14 protein-coding genes and 1 pseudogene are annotated in these 15,540 nt (G+C 73.9%); 5 read left to right on the top strand and 10 right to left on the bottom strand.

The window, feature by feature from the left end; translation table 11 throughout:
* Positions 1-24 precede the first annotated feature (24 nt).
* A pseudogene (gene melC1, locus ABTZ58_RS32175) lies at positions 25-393 on the bottom strand (apotyrosinase chaperone MelC1); the annotation flags it as partial.
* Positions 394-739: 346 nt separating this feature from the next.
* On the opposite strand from melC1, the gene ABTZ58_RS32170 reads away from it, so the two are divergent.
* Positions 740-1,942: an FAD-dependent monooxygenase gene (locus ABTZ58_RS32170; protein WP_502996160.1), complete on the top strand. Its 1,203-nt coding sequence runs from the start codon at positions 740-742 to the stop codon at positions 1,940-1,942.
* Between the two features lie 152 nt (positions 1,943-2,094).
* On the top strand, positions 2,095-3,078 hold the full coding sequence (locus ABTZ58_RS32165; RefSeq protein ID WP_351364428.1) for an aldo/keto reductase: 984 nt from the start codon (positions 2,095-2,097) through the stop codon (positions 3,076-3,078).
* A gap of 15 nt (positions 3,079-3,093) precedes the next feature.
* Here ABTZ58_RS32165 and ABTZ58_RS32160 read toward each other — a convergent pair whose 3' ends face one another.
* Complete coding sequence (locus tag ABTZ58_RS32160) at positions 3,094-3,453, bottom strand: hypothetical protein (protein ID WP_351364425.1); 360 nt, start codon at positions 3,451-3,453, stop codon at positions 3,094-3,096.
* Between the two features lie 145 nt (positions 3,454-3,598).
* On the opposite strand from ABTZ58_RS32160, the gene ABTZ58_RS32155 reads away from it, so the two are divergent.
* Complete coding sequence (locus ABTZ58_RS32155; protein WP_351364422.1) at positions 3,599-4,096, top strand: DUF6328 family protein; 498 nt, start codon at positions 3,599-3,601, stop codon at positions 4,094-4,096.
* A 58-nt stretch (positions 4,097-4,154) separates the two neighbouring features.
* On the opposite strand, the gene ABTZ58_RS32150 is transcribed toward ABTZ58_RS32155, so the two are convergent.
* Positions 4,155-4,580 carry an SsgA family sporulation/cell division regulator gene (locus ABTZ58_RS32150; RefSeq protein WP_351364419.1) on the bottom strand — a complete coding sequence of 142 codons (426 nt, stop codon included), beginning with the start codon at positions 4,578-4,580 and terminating at the stop codon, positions 4,155-4,157.
* Between the two features lie 351 nt (positions 4,581-4,931).
* Between ABTZ58_RS32150 and ABTZ58_RS32145 the strand changes: the two genes are divergently transcribed.
* Positions 4,932-5,624 (top strand): hypothetical protein, encoded by a 693-nt coding sequence (locus ABTZ58_RS32145; protein ID WP_351364416.1) that lies wholly within the window; start codon positions 4,932-4,934, stop codon positions 5,622-5,624.
* Here ABTZ58_RS32145 and ABTZ58_RS32140 read toward each other — a convergent pair.
* Positions 5,521-6,492: an LLM class F420-dependent oxidoreductase gene (locus tag ABTZ58_RS32140; RefSeq protein ID WP_351364413.1), complete on the bottom strand. Its 972-nt coding sequence runs from the start codon at positions 6,490-6,492 to the stop codon at positions 5,521-5,523. The two genes, ABTZ58_RS32145 and ABTZ58_RS32140, sit on opposite strands and share 104 nt — an antisense overlap.
* A 73-nt stretch (positions 6,493-6,565) precedes the next feature.
* Here ABTZ58_RS32140 and ABTZ58_RS32135 point away from each other — a divergent pair, with 73 nt between their 5' ends.
* The gene (locus tag ABTZ58_RS32135; protein WP_351364410.1) at positions 6,566-8,008 is read left to right on the top strand and encodes a serine hydrolase domain-containing protein; all 1,443 of its coding nucleotides are present in this window, start codon (positions 6,566-6,568) and stop codon (positions 8,006-8,008) included.
* Here ABTZ58_RS32135 and ABTZ58_RS32130 read toward each other — a convergent pair.
* From ABTZ58_RS32130 to ABTZ58_RS32105, 6 genes are all read right to left on the bottom strand, one after another.
* Positions 8,000-9,652 (bottom strand): serine/threonine protein kinase, encoded by a 1,653-nt coding sequence (locus ABTZ58_RS32130; RefSeq protein ID WP_351364407.1) that lies wholly within the window; start codon positions 9,650-9,652, stop codon positions 8,000-8,002. The genes ABTZ58_RS32135 and ABTZ58_RS32130 overlap by 9 nt on opposite strands.
* 301 nt (positions 9,653-9,953) lie before the next feature.
* Positions 9,954-10,913, bottom strand: coding sequence for a threonine/serine dehydratase family protein (locus ABTZ58_RS32125; protein ID WP_351364404.1), 960 nt, complete (start codon positions 10,911-10,913; stop codon positions 9,954-9,956).
* 130 nt (positions 10,914-11,043) lie between these two features.
* Entirely contained in the window at positions 11,044-11,979 is a 936-nt protein-coding gene (locus tag ABTZ58_RS32120) for a polyprenyl synthetase family protein (protein ID WP_502996163.1), read from the bottom strand.
* A 215-nt stretch (positions 11,980-12,194) separates the two neighbouring features.
* Complete coding sequence (locus ABTZ58_RS32115) at positions 12,195-13,250, bottom strand: tetratricopeptide repeat protein (protein ID WP_351364398.1); 1,056 nt, start codon at positions 13,248-13,250, stop codon at positions 12,195-12,197.
* A gap of 174 nt (positions 13,251-13,424) precedes the next feature.
* A complete protein-coding gene (locus ABTZ58_RS32110; RefSeq protein WP_351364395.1) occupies positions 13,425-14,102 on the bottom strand; it encodes an AIM24 family protein in 678 nt (225 codons plus the stop codon).
* Between the two features lie 77 nt (positions 14,103-14,179).
* The gene (locus ABTZ58_RS32105; protein WP_351364392.1) at positions 14,180-15,532 is read right to left on the bottom strand and encodes a CAP domain-containing protein; all 1,353 of its coding nucleotides are present in this window, start codon (positions 15,530-15,532) and stop codon (positions 14,180-14,182) included.
* Positions 15,533-15,540 lie beyond the last annotated feature (8 nt).

The following is a 15,540-nucleotide window of genomic DNA, read 5'->3' as shown; positions in this document are numbered from 1 at the left end:
TCCAGGTGCCGTGCGAAGGGGCCAGTTGGCGGGGAAGGGCAGCAGGGGCGCGCCCCGCAGTTCGTCCACCGCGGCGCGGGCGGCGGCCCGCGGGGTGGGCACCGGGTCGTAGTGGCTCACGACGCTGATCCAACTGCCGTCGGCGTTGCGCATCACGTGCAGCTCCACCCCGTCGACGAACACGGCGTAGCCCGCGCCGTGATGGTGGTGACCGGCCCCGGTGGCCGGCCTGCCCTGTATCCGGCGGCCCTTGTAGACCTCGTCGAAGGCCTCCGGCGAGCCGGGGTGTCGGCCGGCGGCCGCGACCGCCGGCGCGAGGGCGGGGAGGGCTCCGGCCGCTGAGGCGAGGACGGCCGCGGCGGTGAGCGCACGGCGACGGCTGAGTTCCGGCATACGGATCTCCTGGGTTCGTTCGGGTGAGGGCACCGCATGCCTACCGCCCCGTCCGGTTCCGGGAGAAATCCACGCGAGCCGGTTGGCTGCGATCCGGGCAATTCCCCTTATGTCGTGCAAGGTTGAACCAAGGTGATCTTGTCGCCGGTGGTGCGCGGACCCGTGCGGACGGGGAAATTCCGCCCGTGAGGGGTGCCGTGGCGGATGTTTCTCCCCGGGGCCCCTGATGGTCGTGGTGCGGGTCACGCCGGGAGACTGGCGCGATTCCGCGCTCCGGCCGATGACGCTTTCGTACTGCTACTCTGCGTCCTCCATTGACAGCTCTCGGTAGTCCTCAGGGGTGTGCGTGAAGGTCGCCTGCGTCGGCGGCGGGCCCGCCGGTCTGTATCTCTCGATCCTGCTCAAGCGGCAGGACCCGTCCCACGACATCACCGTCTACGAACGCGACCCGGAGGGCTCGACCTACGGCTGGGGCGTGACGTACTGGCGCGGACTGCTCGACCGGCTCCACGAACAGGACCCCGAGTCTGCCCGCGCGCTCGGCGCCCACTCCGTGCGCTGGCGCGACGGGGTCGCCCACGTCGGTGACCGCACGACCCGGCACAGCGGCGACGAGGGACACGGCATCGGCCGCCACCGCCTGCTGGAGATCCTCGCCGCACGCGCCCGCGACCTCGGAGTGCGCCTGGAGTACGCCCGTGAGATCACCGCCGCCGGGCCGCCGGAGGCCGACCTGGTCGTGGCGGCCGACGGCGTCGGCAGCGAGCTGCGCACGCGCCGCGCCGCGCACTTCGGCACCCGGCTCACGGCCGGGCGCAACCGGTACCTGTGGCTCGGCACCACCAAGGCCTTCGACGCCTTCACCTTCGCCTTCGTGGAGACCGCCCACGGCTGGATCTGGTGCTACGGCTACGGCTACGGCCCCGACCGCGGCACCTGCGTCGTCGAGTGCGCTCCCGAGACCTGGACCGGGCTCGGCCTCGACCGCGTCGGCGAGGCCCGGGGACGCGCTCTGCTGGAGCAGCTCTTCGCCGGCGTCCTGGAGGGCCACCCCCTGCTCGGACGCCCCGGCGGGACTCCCTGGCAGACCTTCCGCACCCTCACCAACCGGACCTGGCACCACGGCAACCTGGTCCTGCTCGGCGACGCCGCCCACACCACGCACTACTCGATCGGCGCCGGCACCACCCTCGCCCTGGAGGACGCCATCGCCCTGGCCACCGCACTGCGTGAGCACTCCGCCCTCCCGCAGGCCCTCGCCCACTACGAGCGCGAGCGCACGGCGGCCCTGCTGCCCGTGCAGAGCGCGGCCCGCTACAGCGCCCAGTGGTACGAGAACCTCCCGCGCTACATCCACCTGCCCCCGGAGCGCATGTTCGCCCTGCTCGGGCAGCGCCACTCGCCCCTGCTGCCCCACGTGCCGCCCCAGCTCTACTACCGGCTGGACCGGGCCGCCGGGCGACTGGAGCCGCTGCGCCGGTTCAAGCGCTGGCTGGGTCCGAAGGTGGCCGGGACCGTCCAGGCACGGACGCTGTCGCCGGGGGAATGACCCTCCGGCGCGCAACGAGCGCGGGGCGCCGCACCCCGTGGTGCGCGGGCCGAACAGCCGATCGGCACCATCGAGCCCAGTGAATCCGGCGGGGTGGGCGGGCCGGACGGCCCGGTCCGCGCACACCCGCGGCGGATGACAGACTGACTCCCATGGACGAGCGCACATTCGACAGGTCGGGTCAGCACGCCTCCGTCGTCGGTCTGGGTACGTGGCAGCTGGGTGCCGACTGGGGAGACGTCGACGACAAGGCAGCCCTCGCGGTACTGGAGACGGCCGCGGAGGCCGGGGTGACCTTCTTCGACACCGCCGACGTGTACGGTGACGGCCGCAGTGAGCAGACCATCGCCGCCTTCCTCAGCGGCAGGCCGGACCTGCACGTCCTGGTTGCCACCAAGATGGGGCGCCGGGTCGACCAGATCCCCGGGAACTACGTGCTCGACAACTTCCGCGCCTGGAACGACCGCTCCCGGCGCAACCTCGGCGTCGACCGGATCGACCTGGTGCAGCTGCACTGCCCGCCGACGCCCGTCTACTCCACGGACGAGGTGTTCGACGCCCTCGACACCCTGGTGGAGGAGGAGCGCATCGCCGCGTACGGCGTCAGCGTCGAGACCTGCGCGGAGGCACTGACCGCGATCGCCCGGCCGAACGTGGCCAGCGTGCAGATCATCCTCAACCCGTTCCGCATGAAGCCCCTGCGCGAGGTCCTCCCGGCCGCCCGTGAGGCCGGCGTCGGCATCATCGCCCGTGTCCCGCTCGCCTCCGGCCTGCTGTCGGGCAAGTACACGCGCGACACGGTCTTCCCGGAGAACGACCACCGCACCTATAACCGGCACGGCGAGTCCTTCGACGTGGGCGAGACCTTCTCCGGTGTCGACTACGCCACCGGGGTCGAGGCCGCCGCCGAGTTCGCGGCGCTCGCCCCCGAGGGCTACACGCCGGCCCAGCTGGCCCTGCGCTGGATTATCGAGCAGCCCGGCGTCACGACCGTGATCCCCGGCGCCCGCTCGCCCGAGCAGGCCCGGGCCAACGCGGACGCCGCCCGGCTGCCGGCGCTGCCCGCCGAAACCCTGGCCGCGATCCGCGACCTGTACGACCGGCGGATCAAGGATCAGGTGGAATCGCGCTGGTAGCGGACCAGGGGACCCTCACGGCTCCAGGAGCAGCTGCCTCTCCTGCTCCTGGTCGCCGGAGGCGGCACCGTCGTCGCGTGCCGTGAAGGCCCGGGCGAGGGTGTCGCTCGCCCGTCGCACCGCCTCCGGGGAGCCCTGCACGGTGACCGTCACCGGCGCCGACAGGCTCCCGCCGCCTTCCCCGCCACCTTCCCCGCCGTTTCCTCCACGACCCGACGACGCCTCGCCGTCGAAGGTCGCCGTGTGCACCGTCGCGTTCTCGTCGGCGGGAAACTCGTCCGGCGCGCCGAACGTGCCTTCCAGCGCCCGCACGACCGCTCGTGCGTCATCGGCGCCTCCGCCGCTGAGCGTCACGGTGAGCTGCGTTCCGGACATGCGTCCACGACCTCCTCGCGCTGTGCGTGCTTCGAGCCCTCCGTGTAACCGTCCCCTGATCGCTCAAACCGCGCTACCCGGGAGGACGGACCTTTCCGGGGCACACGGGGAAGGGGAGGGCAGGCCATCACACCGGGAGGACGCAGTGGCGGACGCGGCACAGGGCGGGGCGATGCGCCGGGGGCGCAACGAGACGGAGGAGGAGAGAGCGGACCGGATGTGGCAGGAACTCATCCAGGAGGTCCGGGTCGCCCAGATGGGCGTGCAGATCCTCTTCGGTTTCCTGCTGACCGTGGTGTTCACCGAGAAGTACGAGGAGCTGACCGACACGGATCAGATGATCTACCTCGTCACGGTGGTGCTCGGCGCGTGCGCGACCGGGGCGCTCATCGGTCCGGTGGCGCTGCACCGCCTGGTGGCGGGCCGGCGCGTCAAGCCGCAGGCGGTGCGGCTGGCCTCCCGGCTGACCCTGTTCGGGCTGGTGCTGCTGCTCGCCACGACGACGGCGTCCCTGCTGCTGATCCTGCGCGTGGCGACGCACGACGGATTCGTGCCCTACCTGGTCGCCGGAGTGGTCGGCTGGTACCTGCTGTGCTGGTTCGTCCTGCCCCTGTGGACCAGGTACCGCCACACCTCGCAGTGACGCGGCCGCCACGCCGGTGGCGTGGCGCGCGTCGCGATCCGGGCGGCGGGCCCGGTCCTCATCCGCCGGCGATCACGTTCGCCAGGAAGTCGTCGACGCTGACCTCTTCGCTGCCGGGCGGCACCAGCTCGTACGTGTCCCTCAGGAACGCCGCGAAGGCCGGGGCCCACGCGAACACCACCGCGTGGTGGCGGCCGCCGTCGGCCCGCGCGTCGCCGAAGAACTCCATGCGCAGCTCCTGCCACACGCCCCGCGACTCGGGCCGCATCCGCACGTCCCCCACCCCGACCGGACGCCGCAGCGCGTCACCGAGCATCTCCCGGTCCAGCTGCCACCGGGCGAGCACACGGCCGTCGTGGCTGAAGACGACCGTGACGGCGAAGGGGTCCGTGGCGTCGTAGCTCAGGTGGGCGAGCACGGAGAAACGGTCCGCGTCACCCGCCTGCAGCTGCACCACCAGGGTCTTGTGGACGAACGAGTTCACGAGGGGGCCTCCGGAAAGAACCGACGTAGAGACCTCTAGTACCCCCGATTTTCACGAAATGCTCAGTTGCCCGGCTGATTCCCGCGGGCACCGCGCAGCGACTCGATGCGGACGCGGGGTAGGTCTCGGGCGAGGTGAGGGCGACGGTCACGGAGGACTCTCCTGGGACGGGGCAGATCGGCCGGGCATGGGATGCCGACGGCAGCCCACCGGCCCTCACCGGCCGCACCTCCCCAGCGGCAGCGCCGCACTCTTCGCAGGTGGGAGGCCGTGCGGAGTGCTGTTTCCGTGCATGCCGCCCGGTCCGTAATCCGTTTTTCCGGGCCGGCCCGCTTCGGGGACGATGGCCGTATGAGGCGTCCTGAGGTCGGTGCGGTGCTGCGGCGTTGCGGGGAGTGCGGCGGACACGAGTACGGCGGGGCGCCCGCGTGCGGGCGGTGCCGCCGGCTGGTGGACGCCATCGTGGAGGAGCGGTGGGGGGTCTTCCTGCGGCAGTGGGCCATCGCCGGTGGCGACGAGGAACGGGGCCTGGCCGAGATGGTGGTGGCCGAACCCGACCGGCACGACTGGCGCGTGGTGGACGCCGCGCTCGACCGGCTGGTGTGCCCGGACTGTGACGACCGGCTCGCCCGCGGCCCGGCGGGCTGCCCGGCCTGCGACCTCGCCCACGGGTTCCGCTACGCCGCGATCGAGACGGACCGGCCCGGTGTCCCGCCGGGCAACGAGCACGCGATCCGGGTCAACGTCTCGGTGGTACGCCGGCCGCACGTCACCTCCGACAGCGAAGTGCTCGTCAGGCGTCTGCTGCTGCCCCTCCTCCTCGTCGGGTTCCTGCCGACCACCGAGGAGGCGCAACGGCTCAGCGCACACCTGAAGAAGAGCCCCCCGGGGCGGAGGGCTCGACTGGCGGAACGGGCCGTGGAGGCGCTGGCGGACCAGCTCAGCCGAACGCCTCGCGCAGCGCGGGCAGCAGTGTCTTCTCCGACCAGTCCAGATACGCCGGCTGCGAGTCCCCACCGATCTGCACGAGGGCGACCTCGGTGAACCCGGCCTCGGCGTACGGGCGGACGGCCTCGACGAACGCGTCCGGGTCGTCACCGCACGGGATGGCCTCGGCCACGTCGTCCGGCGTGACGAACTGGGTCGCCGCCTCGAAGGAATCCGGATGCGGCAGCTCCGAGTTGACCTTCCAGCCGCTGCCGAACCAGCGGAACTGGGAGTGCGCCCGCTTGACGGCCGTCTCCCGGTCGGGGTCGTAGCAGACGGGCAGCTGGCCCACCCGGGGCTTGCCCTCGCCGCCGTGCCGGTCGAACGCCTCCAGCAGGCCCGCCTTGGGTTCCGTGGCGATCACCAGGTCGCCCAGTCGGCCCGCCAGCGCGCAGGACCGCTCCCCGGAGACCGCGATGCCGATGGGCGGCGCCTCGTCCGGCAGGTCCCACAGCCGGGCCGACTCCACGTCGAAGTGGGTGCCGCGATGGTTGACGTGACCGCCCTCGAAGAGCGCGCGGATGATCTCCACGGCCTCCTCGAACATCTCGTGCCGCACGTCCACGGACGGCCAGCCGCCGCCCACCACGTGCTCGTTGAGGTTCTCGCCCGAGCCGAGCCCCAGCCGGAACCGCCCCTCGGACAGCAACTGCACCGTCGCCGCCTTCTGCGCCACCACCGCCGGGTGGTAACGGAACGTCGGGCACGTCACGTACGTCATCAGCGGGATACGTGACGTGGCCTGGGCGGCCGCGCCGAGCACCGCCCACGCGTAGGGCGAGTGACCCTGCGAGCGCAACCACGGGAAGTAGTGGTCGGAGGTCACCGAGAAGTCGAAGCCCGCCTCCTCGGCCCGCACCACATGGTCGACGAGCTCACGGGGGCCGGCCTGCTCGGTCATCATCGTGTATCCGATTTGCACCATAACCGCCGGGTCCCCTGACAACGGGCTCGGAAACGGGTCGATCAAGCCCCGCGGGCAGGGGCAGGATGCCCGCATGAGTGCTTCCGCCCTGCCGTCCTCCGGCCCCGCAGCCCAGGGTGTCGACGCCGCCGGCGTCCACGCCTTCCTCGACGCCCTCGAAGCCGCCCCCGAGATCGAGCCGCACAGCCTGATGATCATGCGGCACGGACACCTCGTCGCCTCCGGCTGGTGGGCGCCGTACGCGGCCGACCGGCCCCACCTGCTGTACTCGCTGAGCAAGAGCTTCACCGGGACCGCCGCCGCCCTGGCCGAGGCCGAAGGGCTGCTGGACTTCGACGCGCCGGTGATCTCGTACTTCCCGGAGTTCGAGGCCGACATCACCGACCCGCGCAGCCGGTCCATGCTGGTACGGCACGTGGCGTCCATGTCGAGCGGTCACGAGCGGGAGACCGTCGAGGAGGCCTTCGGGCGCGATCCGGCCGAACCCGTCCGCGGGTTCCTGCTGCTGCCCCCGGACCGTGACCCCGGCACGGTCTTCGCCTACAACCAGCCCACCACCTACACCCTCGGCGCGATCGTGCAGCGCGTGACCGGGCAGTCGCTCTCCGGCTTTCTGCGGCCCCGGCTGCTGGATCCGCTGGGCATCGGCGAGGTGTTCTGGCGGCGCGACCGCACGGGCCGCGAGATCGGCTTCAGCGGCCTGCACGCCACCACCGACGCCGTCGCCCGGCTCGGCCAGCTGTACCTGAACGACGGCCTCTGGGAGGGCGAGCGGCTGCTCCCCGAGGGCTGGGCGGCCCGGGCCGCCCAGCCGCGCATACCGACCGCCGGTGCCATGGGCGACGCGGACCGGCAGGACTGGGACCGCGGCTACGGCTACCAGTTCTGGACGTCCCGGCACGGCTACCGGGGCGACGGCGCCTACGGCCAGTTCTGCCTGGTGCTGCCCGAGCATGACGCGGTGATCGCCACGACCGCGGCGACCGAGCGGATGCAGGATTTCCTCAACCTGGTCTGGAAGCATCTGCTGCCCGCCTTCGGGCCCGAGCCGCTGCCCGGCCGGGAGACCGCCGACGCGAGCCTGCGGGAGCGCCTCGGGCGGCTCGCGCTGCCGCCCGCCCCCGGCGCCCCGACGCCGCCGGACCGGGCGGAGGACTGGGCCGCCGCCCGGTTCACGGCCTCCGGCGCCGGTCCCGTCCGGGCGGCCGCACTCGCCCGGGACGCGGACGGCTGGACCCTGACGCTCAGCGAGGACGGGGGCCCGGACGCGGAGCACCTGCGGCTGCGCATCGGGCCGGAGGGCTGGACGGTCGCCGAGGAACCCCTGCCGACCGCGGTGAGCGGCGGCTGGACCGGCCCCGGGACGTTCGCCGTCGACGTGGTGTTCCTGGAGACCCCGCACCGCCTCGCCCTGACCTGCTCCCTGGCGGAGCGGACCGTCACCGCGCGCTGGCGCACCCAGCCGCTGGAGCGCGGCCGGCTCACCTCCCGGCGGGCACCGCGCGGCTCAGTCTGATCCCGGGCGGAAGGTGGCCAGGACGGTGCGCAGCGCCCGCTGGTTCGCGTCGTCCTTCCAGTCGGCGTCGGGGGTCGTCCAGCGCAGCGAGAAGCTGCGGCCCCCGCCCAGCAGGAAGCCCCGCCCGAAGGTGTGCACCCGGGTCCCCCCGCCGTCCGCCGTCCACTCCATGTCGGCGGCCTCGCGCCCCTGGTACGTCGTCGCCCGGATCCCGCCGATCCGCTCGTAGTCGCCGGAGCGCCGCAGATTCGGTTCGACGTCGTCGCGCCACACGGCCACGGGGTCGGGGCCCACGCGGGCGCTGTAGGTGACGGCCAGGGTGCGGTCGTCGCCGTCGGAGCCGAAGACGGCCCGGTAGGCCAGGTCCCCCTGACGGTCGGTGTCCAGCCGCTCCCAGCCCTTAGGGAGGGCGACGGAGAAGCCCTCCGGCGCGTGGTAACGCTCGAAGCCGGGCGGCAGGGCCGCCGGAGCGGACCGCGTCGGCGTCGGGGACGGGCTGGCCGGAGTAGGTGTCGGCGTCGGGGAGGGGGAGCCGGTCGGGCCGGGCGGTTCGGCCGGCTGGGGGCTGTCCCGGCCGGGGCCCTCGCCCGGTGCGTCGGCGGAGGCCGGCGGCCGGGCCGGTGCGTCGGCCGCGTCGTCGCCCGAGTCGCCACCGGGCAGTCCCTGGGTCGCGGCCAGCACGGCGACCGCGACGGTGACGACGGCCAGGGCGGTGCCCGCGACCATGGTCCGTCTGTTCCAGGCCGGGCCCCTCGGACGGACGGCCGCGTACACGCCGCGCAGCCGCGGAACGGGGACCGAGCCCAGTGCCGCCGCCGTGTCGGGGTCCTCGCTCAGCGCCCGGGTCAGCGCCGCACGGACCACCGGGCGGGTCAGCCGCTCCCGTGAATCCTTGCGGAGCAGCCCCTGCACGACCTGCGCGAGCGGTCCGGCGCCCATCGGCGTGCGCAGCGGCAGCCGGTCCACGGCCTTCAGGGTGTTCTCCGGACGGCCCCGGTCGCGGAAGGGCGGGCGCCCCTCGACCATCGTGTAGAGGATCGCGCCCAGCGCCCACAGGTCGGCGGCGGGCCCGATCCGCTCGTCCCGGGCCTGCTCCGGAGAGGCGTACGCGGGCGCCGTCAGCCGGGGCGCGAGGGTCGCGCCGGCCAGGCCGAAGCCGGTGACGACGACCGACTGGTCCTCCCGGACGAACACCTGGCCGGGGCTGAGCTCGCCGTGGGTGACGCCCTCGGCGTGCGCCGCGTCCAGCACGTCGAGCACCTCCAGACCGATCCGCGCGGCCCGCACGAAGTCGAACGTGCCCTGTTCCGGGAGGAGTTCGCCGAGCGGGGTGCCGTCGATCCACTCGTTGACGGTCCACAGCGCGCCGGCCTCCTCCACGGCGTCGACGACCGTGGCGATCCGGCCGGGGTGGAGCAGGGCCATGTTCTCGGACGTGCGCAGCAGTCGCGCGGCGGTGCGGCGCTCGGTCCCGAACGGGTCCTCCGGCAGCCCGATCTGGGTGACCAGGCAGGGCCGGGAGACCTCGCCGGCGCCGAGGTCCTCGGCGTACCAGCAGATGCGGTTGGTCTCGCGCTGGATGATCTCGAGCAGCCGGTACCGGCCGGCGACCAACTGGTGTGTGGAGACGTGCGCCCTGCCCATGGCCATCCCTCGCTGGAAATCCGGCTCTCACCTTTTCCCCAGAGGTACGGGGAGTGGGGCCGCCTCCGTTCAGAAGGATCTCAACTCCCCACCCATTCCTGTCTTTTATTCAAAAGATGGGAGCATGTGTGCGAGGGGGAAACAGGTATCCGGGCTTTCCGGAGGCGCTCACCTCGGCAGATCCGTATTCGCCCGCCCCGGCCACGGGGTAACCGGCGGTAAATGCCGAGGTGCCCGGCGAGCGAACTCAGCACCCCTTCGATGAATTCGAACGAGTGATTCCCCGGGAGCGCCCCGATGCTCAGCGCAGACCGAAGCGCCGGGACCAGCCGATCATGTCGCCCGTGGTGGCATTGCCCCCGCACACCACGAGGCCGAGCCGGGCCCCGTCCCCGACGCGCTCCAGTACCCGCCGGGCGGCGGGCAGCAGACACCCGGCGGCCGGCTCGGTCCACACCTTGGCGTGGTCGGCCAGGTCGAGCGAGCCCCGTACGGCCTCCCGGTCCGGCACCACGAGCACCTCGGTGACCAGCGCGGACACATGGTCGTAGGTCAGCCGCGAGACCGACGGCGCGCTGAGCGTGGAGACGATCGACGACAGGGTGACCGGCACCGGGCCGCCCACCGCCAACGCCTCGGACATGGCCTGTGCGCCCTCGGTCTCCACGCCCCACACGCGCACCCCGGGCCGGAGCGCCCGCAACGCGGCGGCCACGCCGGCGATCAGCCCGCCGCCCCCGACGCTGACGAGCACGTCGGTGAGGTCTCCCGCGTCGGCGGCGAACTCCAGGCCGACCGTGCCCTGCCCGGCGACGACCACCGGGTCGTCGAAGGGATGGACCAGGGTCAGCCCTTCCCGCTGCAGCCGGGTCGTGAGCGTGAACGCGCCGTCCATGTCGTCGGTCAGCCGCACCGACGCGCCGGATTCCTCCGCGATCTCCACGGCCCGGGCGGGCGCCGAACGCGGCATCACCACCGTGGCCTTCACGTCGAGCGCGGCCGCCATGACCGCGAGCGCGATCCCGTGGTTGCCGCCGCTGACGGCCACCACCCCGGCGGCCCGTTCGGCCTCGCTCAGCGACAGCAGCTTCGCCGTCGCCCCGCGCGCCTTGAACGAGCCGGTGCGCTGCAGCAGTTCCAGCTTGGTGGTGACCGGGGCGCCGAGCAGCGCCGACAGCCCCGGGCTCGGCACGGTCGGGGTGCGCACGACGTGCCCTGCGATCCGTTCGGCCGCGGCTTCGATCTCCGAGACGCCGATCACGGCAGCCCTCCCTCCGGCGCGGGGTCGGGGAACGCGCCGACCGGCACCCTCACCCGGCGAGGGGCCCCGGGTCAACGCCGGGTCCGGACGGCGGATGCCCGCGATGCCCGCGGCGGGCCGGGCCGGCGCCTCACAGGTCGCGCCGCACCAGGAAGCCGAGCAACGAGCGCAGTTCACCCGCGGCGCCCGGCGCCAGGGGCACGTCCGCGAGGGCCGTCTGCACGGCGGTGACGTGCCGTCGGGCCTCCGCCAGGGCCGCCGCACGGCCGCCCGCCTCCTCGATCAGCGCCGCAGCCTCCTCCGGGTCGTCGCCGGACCGCAGGAGCCCGGCCAGCCGGTCACCGTCCGGCGCGCCGAGCGCGACCAGGACCGGATACGTCTTCTTCCGCTCCCGCAGATCGCCGTGGACCGGCTTGCCGGTGACCCGGGGATCGCCCCAGATGCCCAGGACGTCGTCGACGATCTGGAAGGCGATCCCCAGGTGGCGCCCCGCCCGGTCGAGTGCCGCGGCCGTCCCGGGCGCGGCACCGCCCAGCACCGCGCCCAGCGCGGCGGCACCGCCCAGCAGCGCGCCCGTCTTGTGCTCCGCCATCGCCCGGTACTCGTCCGGCCGCACCCGCTCCGGTCCCGTCCAGGGGCGGTCGGCGAACAGCAGGTCGTCGGCCTGGCCGCGCACCAGGTCGCCCAGCGCCACGGACAGGGCGCGGACGGCACCGGAACCGCCCGGCCGCGCCGCCAGCGTCTCGACGGCCAGCGCGAACAGGGCGTCACCGGCGAGGACCGCGGGACCCGTGCCGTAGGCCTGCCACACGGCCGGACGGCGGCGGCGGTGGGTGTCGCCGTCCATGATGTCGTCGTGCAGCAGGGAGAAGGTGTGCACCAGCTCCACCGCCACCGCCGCGGGCACCCCGGCCCGCCCCGGCGCGCCGGCCGCCTCCGCCCCGAGCACCGCGAGCGCCTGCCGCACGCCCTTGCCGCCCGGGGCGGCCACGGGCGCGCCGCCGACCTCGCACCAGCCGAACGAGTAGCCGGCCATCTCGGCGACCCAGGGGTGCAGCCGCTCCACGGCCTCGACGAGGGCGGGCCGGACCAGGGCTCGGCAGCGGTCGAGGGTCCGTGAGGCGTCGCCCGCCCCGGGACCCGGATCGGTCGCGGCCGTGCCGGGCCGGTCCGCCCGGGTGTCGGGGCCGGTGGTCACGGCGGTCCGCTCCGCCGCCGGCCCGCCGGGGCCCGTGGGGGCGCCGGCCCGCCGCACCACCGCTCCCGTCGTCGGCAGTGCCGTCACAGTGCCGCCTCCGTCGCCCTCGGGTCCGCCGGTATGCCTAGTTCCTCGTAGGCCCGGGCCACCATGGCGTGGGCGTGCCGGAGGCCGATCCGTTCCAGGGTGCCGGCGAGGTCGGCCAGTTCGGCCGCCGTCCCGGCACGGTCGCGGCCCAGCCGGGCCAGGGACTTGGCGAGGCCGAGGCGGCAGAGCGCCTCACCGCGCGGCTCGCTCATCGCGCGGAACTCCGCCAGCGCCTGCTCGTACAGCGCCCGTGCCTCGGCGTAACGCCCCGCCCGGTACAGGACGTTGCCTCGCATCTTGTGGTTGTAGGCCAGTGCGCTGGACAGCCGCATCGCGCGGCAGGTCTCCTCCGCCTCGGCCAGCAGCTCCAGGGCCCGCTCGGTGTCCCCGTCGCGCACCGAGACGACGTCGGCCAGTCCGCGCAGCGCCCAGGCGTGGCCCCGCCGGTCGTCCGCGCCCGCGGCGATCCCGGCGGCCTCCTCGAAGAGCTCGTAGGCCCTGTCGTAGTCGCCGGTGTTGCGGTGCATCTGCGCGATGCCCTCCAGCGCCCACACCGTGTGCCGCGCCTCGCCGCGCCGCCGGGCCTCGGCGAGCAGCTGCTCGTGCAGCCGTCCGACGGCCTCGTAGTCGCCCTGGATGCGGCCGGTCTCGGCGAGCCCCGCGAGCGAGTAGCCGCGTACGACGACGTCCCCGCCGCGCTCGCCGAGGTCGGCCGCCAGCTGCAGCAGGCGGCGGGCCAGCGGGAACGCGCCGCGCTGCCGGGCCAGGGTGCCGCCGCTCCACAGCGCCCAGGCCATCGCCGCCACGTCCCCGGCCTGCCGGGCGGCGCGGTAGCTCGCCTTCCAGGCCCGGTCCGCCTCCTGGACCCGGCCCAGCCGGCGGTGCGCCTCGGCCACAGCCAGCCCGGAGCGCGCCGCCTCCCCGGGCTCGCCGGCGCGCTCGGCAGCTCGCAACTGCTCGGTGCCGGCGGCCAGGACGTCGGTCAGGGAGGAGTTGACGGACAGGGTGGTGAGCGCGCCCTGGTATTCGGGGGCGAATGCCTTGCCGTACATCGATGCCTTTCGGTCCGTATGCACGCTATGTATACGCGATGTGTATACATGGCATGTATAGAAGGGTGGAAGCCTGCCCCGGCCCCGGGGGGGCCAGGGCGTCACCTGCTGCCGGTCAAGACGGCGGCGGAACGGACCGGGTTGCCTGTGAGGCGCAGATCACCTGACGGCGGCTCAGTGCTGGCCGGACTTCTGCGGGGTGGCCTCGCTCGGCCGGACGACGACGTGCCCCTCGCCCTGGAGCAGCAGTTGCACGGCCTCGCCGGAGCCGCCGCGCAGCATGGAGCCGATCGACTGGGAGCGGTGCAGGGAGGTCTGCAGACCCGCGGTCCAGCCGACGATCGCGTCGGTGTCCACGTACACCGGGTACTGCGGCGAGACCGGGATGACGAGCGGGTTGCCCTCGCAGATCAGGCCCAGTTTGCCGTGCCCGGTGAAGACGCTGTTGAACAGGCCGCCGCCGGTGATGCCGGCGCCCTTCACGGTGGCGATGCGGTAGGACAACGTGGCGTCGAAACACAGGACGTTGCGGCCGTTGACCGTGAACTCGTCGCCGGGTTCGACGTCGACGACGAAGCAGTTCTGCGCCTCGTGCGCGAACCAGGCCTCGCCCTGTCCGCGCACCGCCATCAGCGGCAGTCCCTCTCCGGTGACCGCGCGCTTGAGCATGCCGCCCACGCCTTGGCCCTTGCGTTCGAACTGGAGGTTGCCCCGGTAGGCGATCATCGAGCCCTGCCGGGCGAGCATCTCGCCGTTCACCGTGTACCGGACGCACTTGCTGTTCTCGATCGTCATGCCCGCCGCGACGGCCGGCTGTGCCATGTTTTCGCTGGAAAAGAGGTCACCCTTCATACGGGCATCCTCGCCCGGAGCGTTTCCCTCCGCCAAGATCGCGCGTGCGGGCGGGGGAGGAACGCGGTGGTGCGGGGTCAGCCGCCGAACATCTGGGTCCAGTAGGTGCCCGCCCGGCCGCCGCCGGCGAAACCGATCCCGATGTGTGTGAAGTCCGGTTTCAGGATGTTGGCCCGGTGGCCGGGGCTGTTCATCCAGCCCTCCACGACGTCGGCGGGGGAACGCTGGCCGCAGGCGATGTTCTCGCCGATCGTGCGCAGGGTGGAGCCCGCGGCGGTGGCACGGTCCCAGGGCCGGCTCCCGTCGGGCGCGGTGTGCGCGTAGAAGGCGCGGGCCACCATGTCCGCGCTGTGCGCCTGTGCGGCGGCGGTCAGCCGCGGATCGACGGCCAGGGGCGGCAGCCCGGCCCGGGCGCGAGCGCGGTTGGTGAGGTCGGTGACGGTCGCCGCGGTGCGCTCCAGTCCGTCCGGTGTGAGGGGTGCGGCCCACAGGGCGGTCCAGTAGGTGTCGCCGGAGCGGCCGTCGTGTACATGGGCCACCCCGGCGTGACAGAACGCGGGCTCCCGCATGCCGCGGCGGGACGCGTCCGCGCGCAGGCAGTACGCGACGAACTCGGCGGCCGTACGCGGGCCGGACACCAGGTGCTCACCGATCGTGAGGTACGCGTACCCGGCGCCGGTCACGCGCTGGTAGACGGAGACGCCGTCCCGGGTCTCGACGCCGAGACGCCCGGCCGCGGCCATGGCGGCGGCGTGTTCCCGGGCCGCCGAGACGAGGCGGGCATCGAGGGAGACGGGCGGCGAACCGGCCTCGCCGCGGGCGGAGTTGACCAGGGGCAGGAAGCCGTCGGGGCCGGATGCGGCGGGTGCGGCCAACGGAGGGCGGGCGGCCGGGGGCGAACCGGACGCGGCCCCGGGGCGTGGTGAGGGGGACGGCGTGTCGTCCGGTGCCTCGTCCACCACCTCCACCCCGAAGTCCCGGGCCAGTCCCGCCAGTCCGTCGGCATAGCCCTGCCCCAGGGCGCGCAGCTTCCAGCGGTCGGCGCGCCGGTAGAGCTCGGCGAGCAGCAGGACCGTCTCCTGCCCGGGGCGCGGCGGGGTGAAGCGGGCGAGTGTGCGGCCGCGGGTGTCGGTGACGTGGAGGGTGGGGGAGGGCAGGGCGCCGAGGGCGGTCCCGGGCTCGGCGGGGCTGACGGCGACCGTGACCCGGGTCGCGCCCGGCCGCAGCCGCGCGGGGTCCACGACGAGCGTGTCGCCCCGCAGCCGGGCGCCGGGCGCCGCGGGCTGGTTGTAGAAGACGAAGTCGCCGTCGTCCCGGACCCTTCCGCCGTCGTCCGTGACCAGTGCGGACACGTCGAACGGGCCGGGCACCCGGACGGTCACCGCGCCGCCCGGCAACGCCAGGTTCCCCCCGGGGACCAACTCGCTCATCACGCCGC

Source organism: Streptomyces sp. NPDC094143 (assembly GCF_040303825.1).
Taxonomy (GTDB): Bacteria; Actinomycetota; Actinomycetes; order Streptomycetales; family Streptomycetaceae; genus Streptomyces.
Note: the sequence above shows the minus strand (reverse complement) of the source record. Positions and strands in the feature narration are given on the sequence as shown.

Excerpts from the sequence above, each read along its gene's own strand:
- ABTZ58_RS32130 (WP_351364407.1), bottom strand. The coding sequence starts at position 9,652 with ATGGGCAGGGCGCACGTCTCCACACACCAGTTGGTCGCCGGCCGGTAC.
- ABTZ58_RS32165 (WP_351364428.1), top strand. The coding sequence starts at position 2,095 with ATGGACGAGCGCACATTCGACAGGTCGGGTCAGCACGCCTCCGTCGTC.
- ABTZ58_RS32105 (WP_351364392.1), bottom strand. The coding sequence starts at position 15,532 with ATGAGCGAGTTGGTCCCCGGGGGGAACCTGGCGTTGCCGGGCGGCGCG.
- ABTZ58_RS32160 (WP_351364425.1), bottom strand. The coding sequence starts at position 3,453 with ATGTCCGGAACGCAGCTCACCGTGACGCTCAGCGGCGGAGGCGCCGAT.
- ABTZ58_RS32140 (WP_351364413.1), bottom strand. The coding sequence starts at position 6,492 with ATGGTGCAAATCGGATACACGATGATGACCGAGCAGGCCGGCCCCCGT.
- ABTZ58_RS32145 (WP_351364416.1), top strand. The coding sequence starts at position 4,932 with ATGAGGCGTCCTGAGGTCGGTGCGGTGCTGCGGCGTTGCGGGGAGTGC.
- ABTZ58_RS32135 (WP_351364410.1), top strand. The coding sequence starts at position 6,566 with ATGAGTGCTTCCGCCCTGCCGTCCTCCGGCCCCGCAGCCCAGGGTGTC.
- ABTZ58_RS32115 (WP_351364398.1), bottom strand. The coding sequence starts at position 13,250 with ATGTACGGCAAGGCATTCGCCCCCGAATACCAGGGCGCGCTCACCACC.
- ABTZ58_RS32110 (WP_351364395.1), bottom strand. The coding sequence starts at position 14,102 with ATGAAGGGTGACCTCTTTTCCAGCGAAAACATGGCACAGCCGGCCGTC.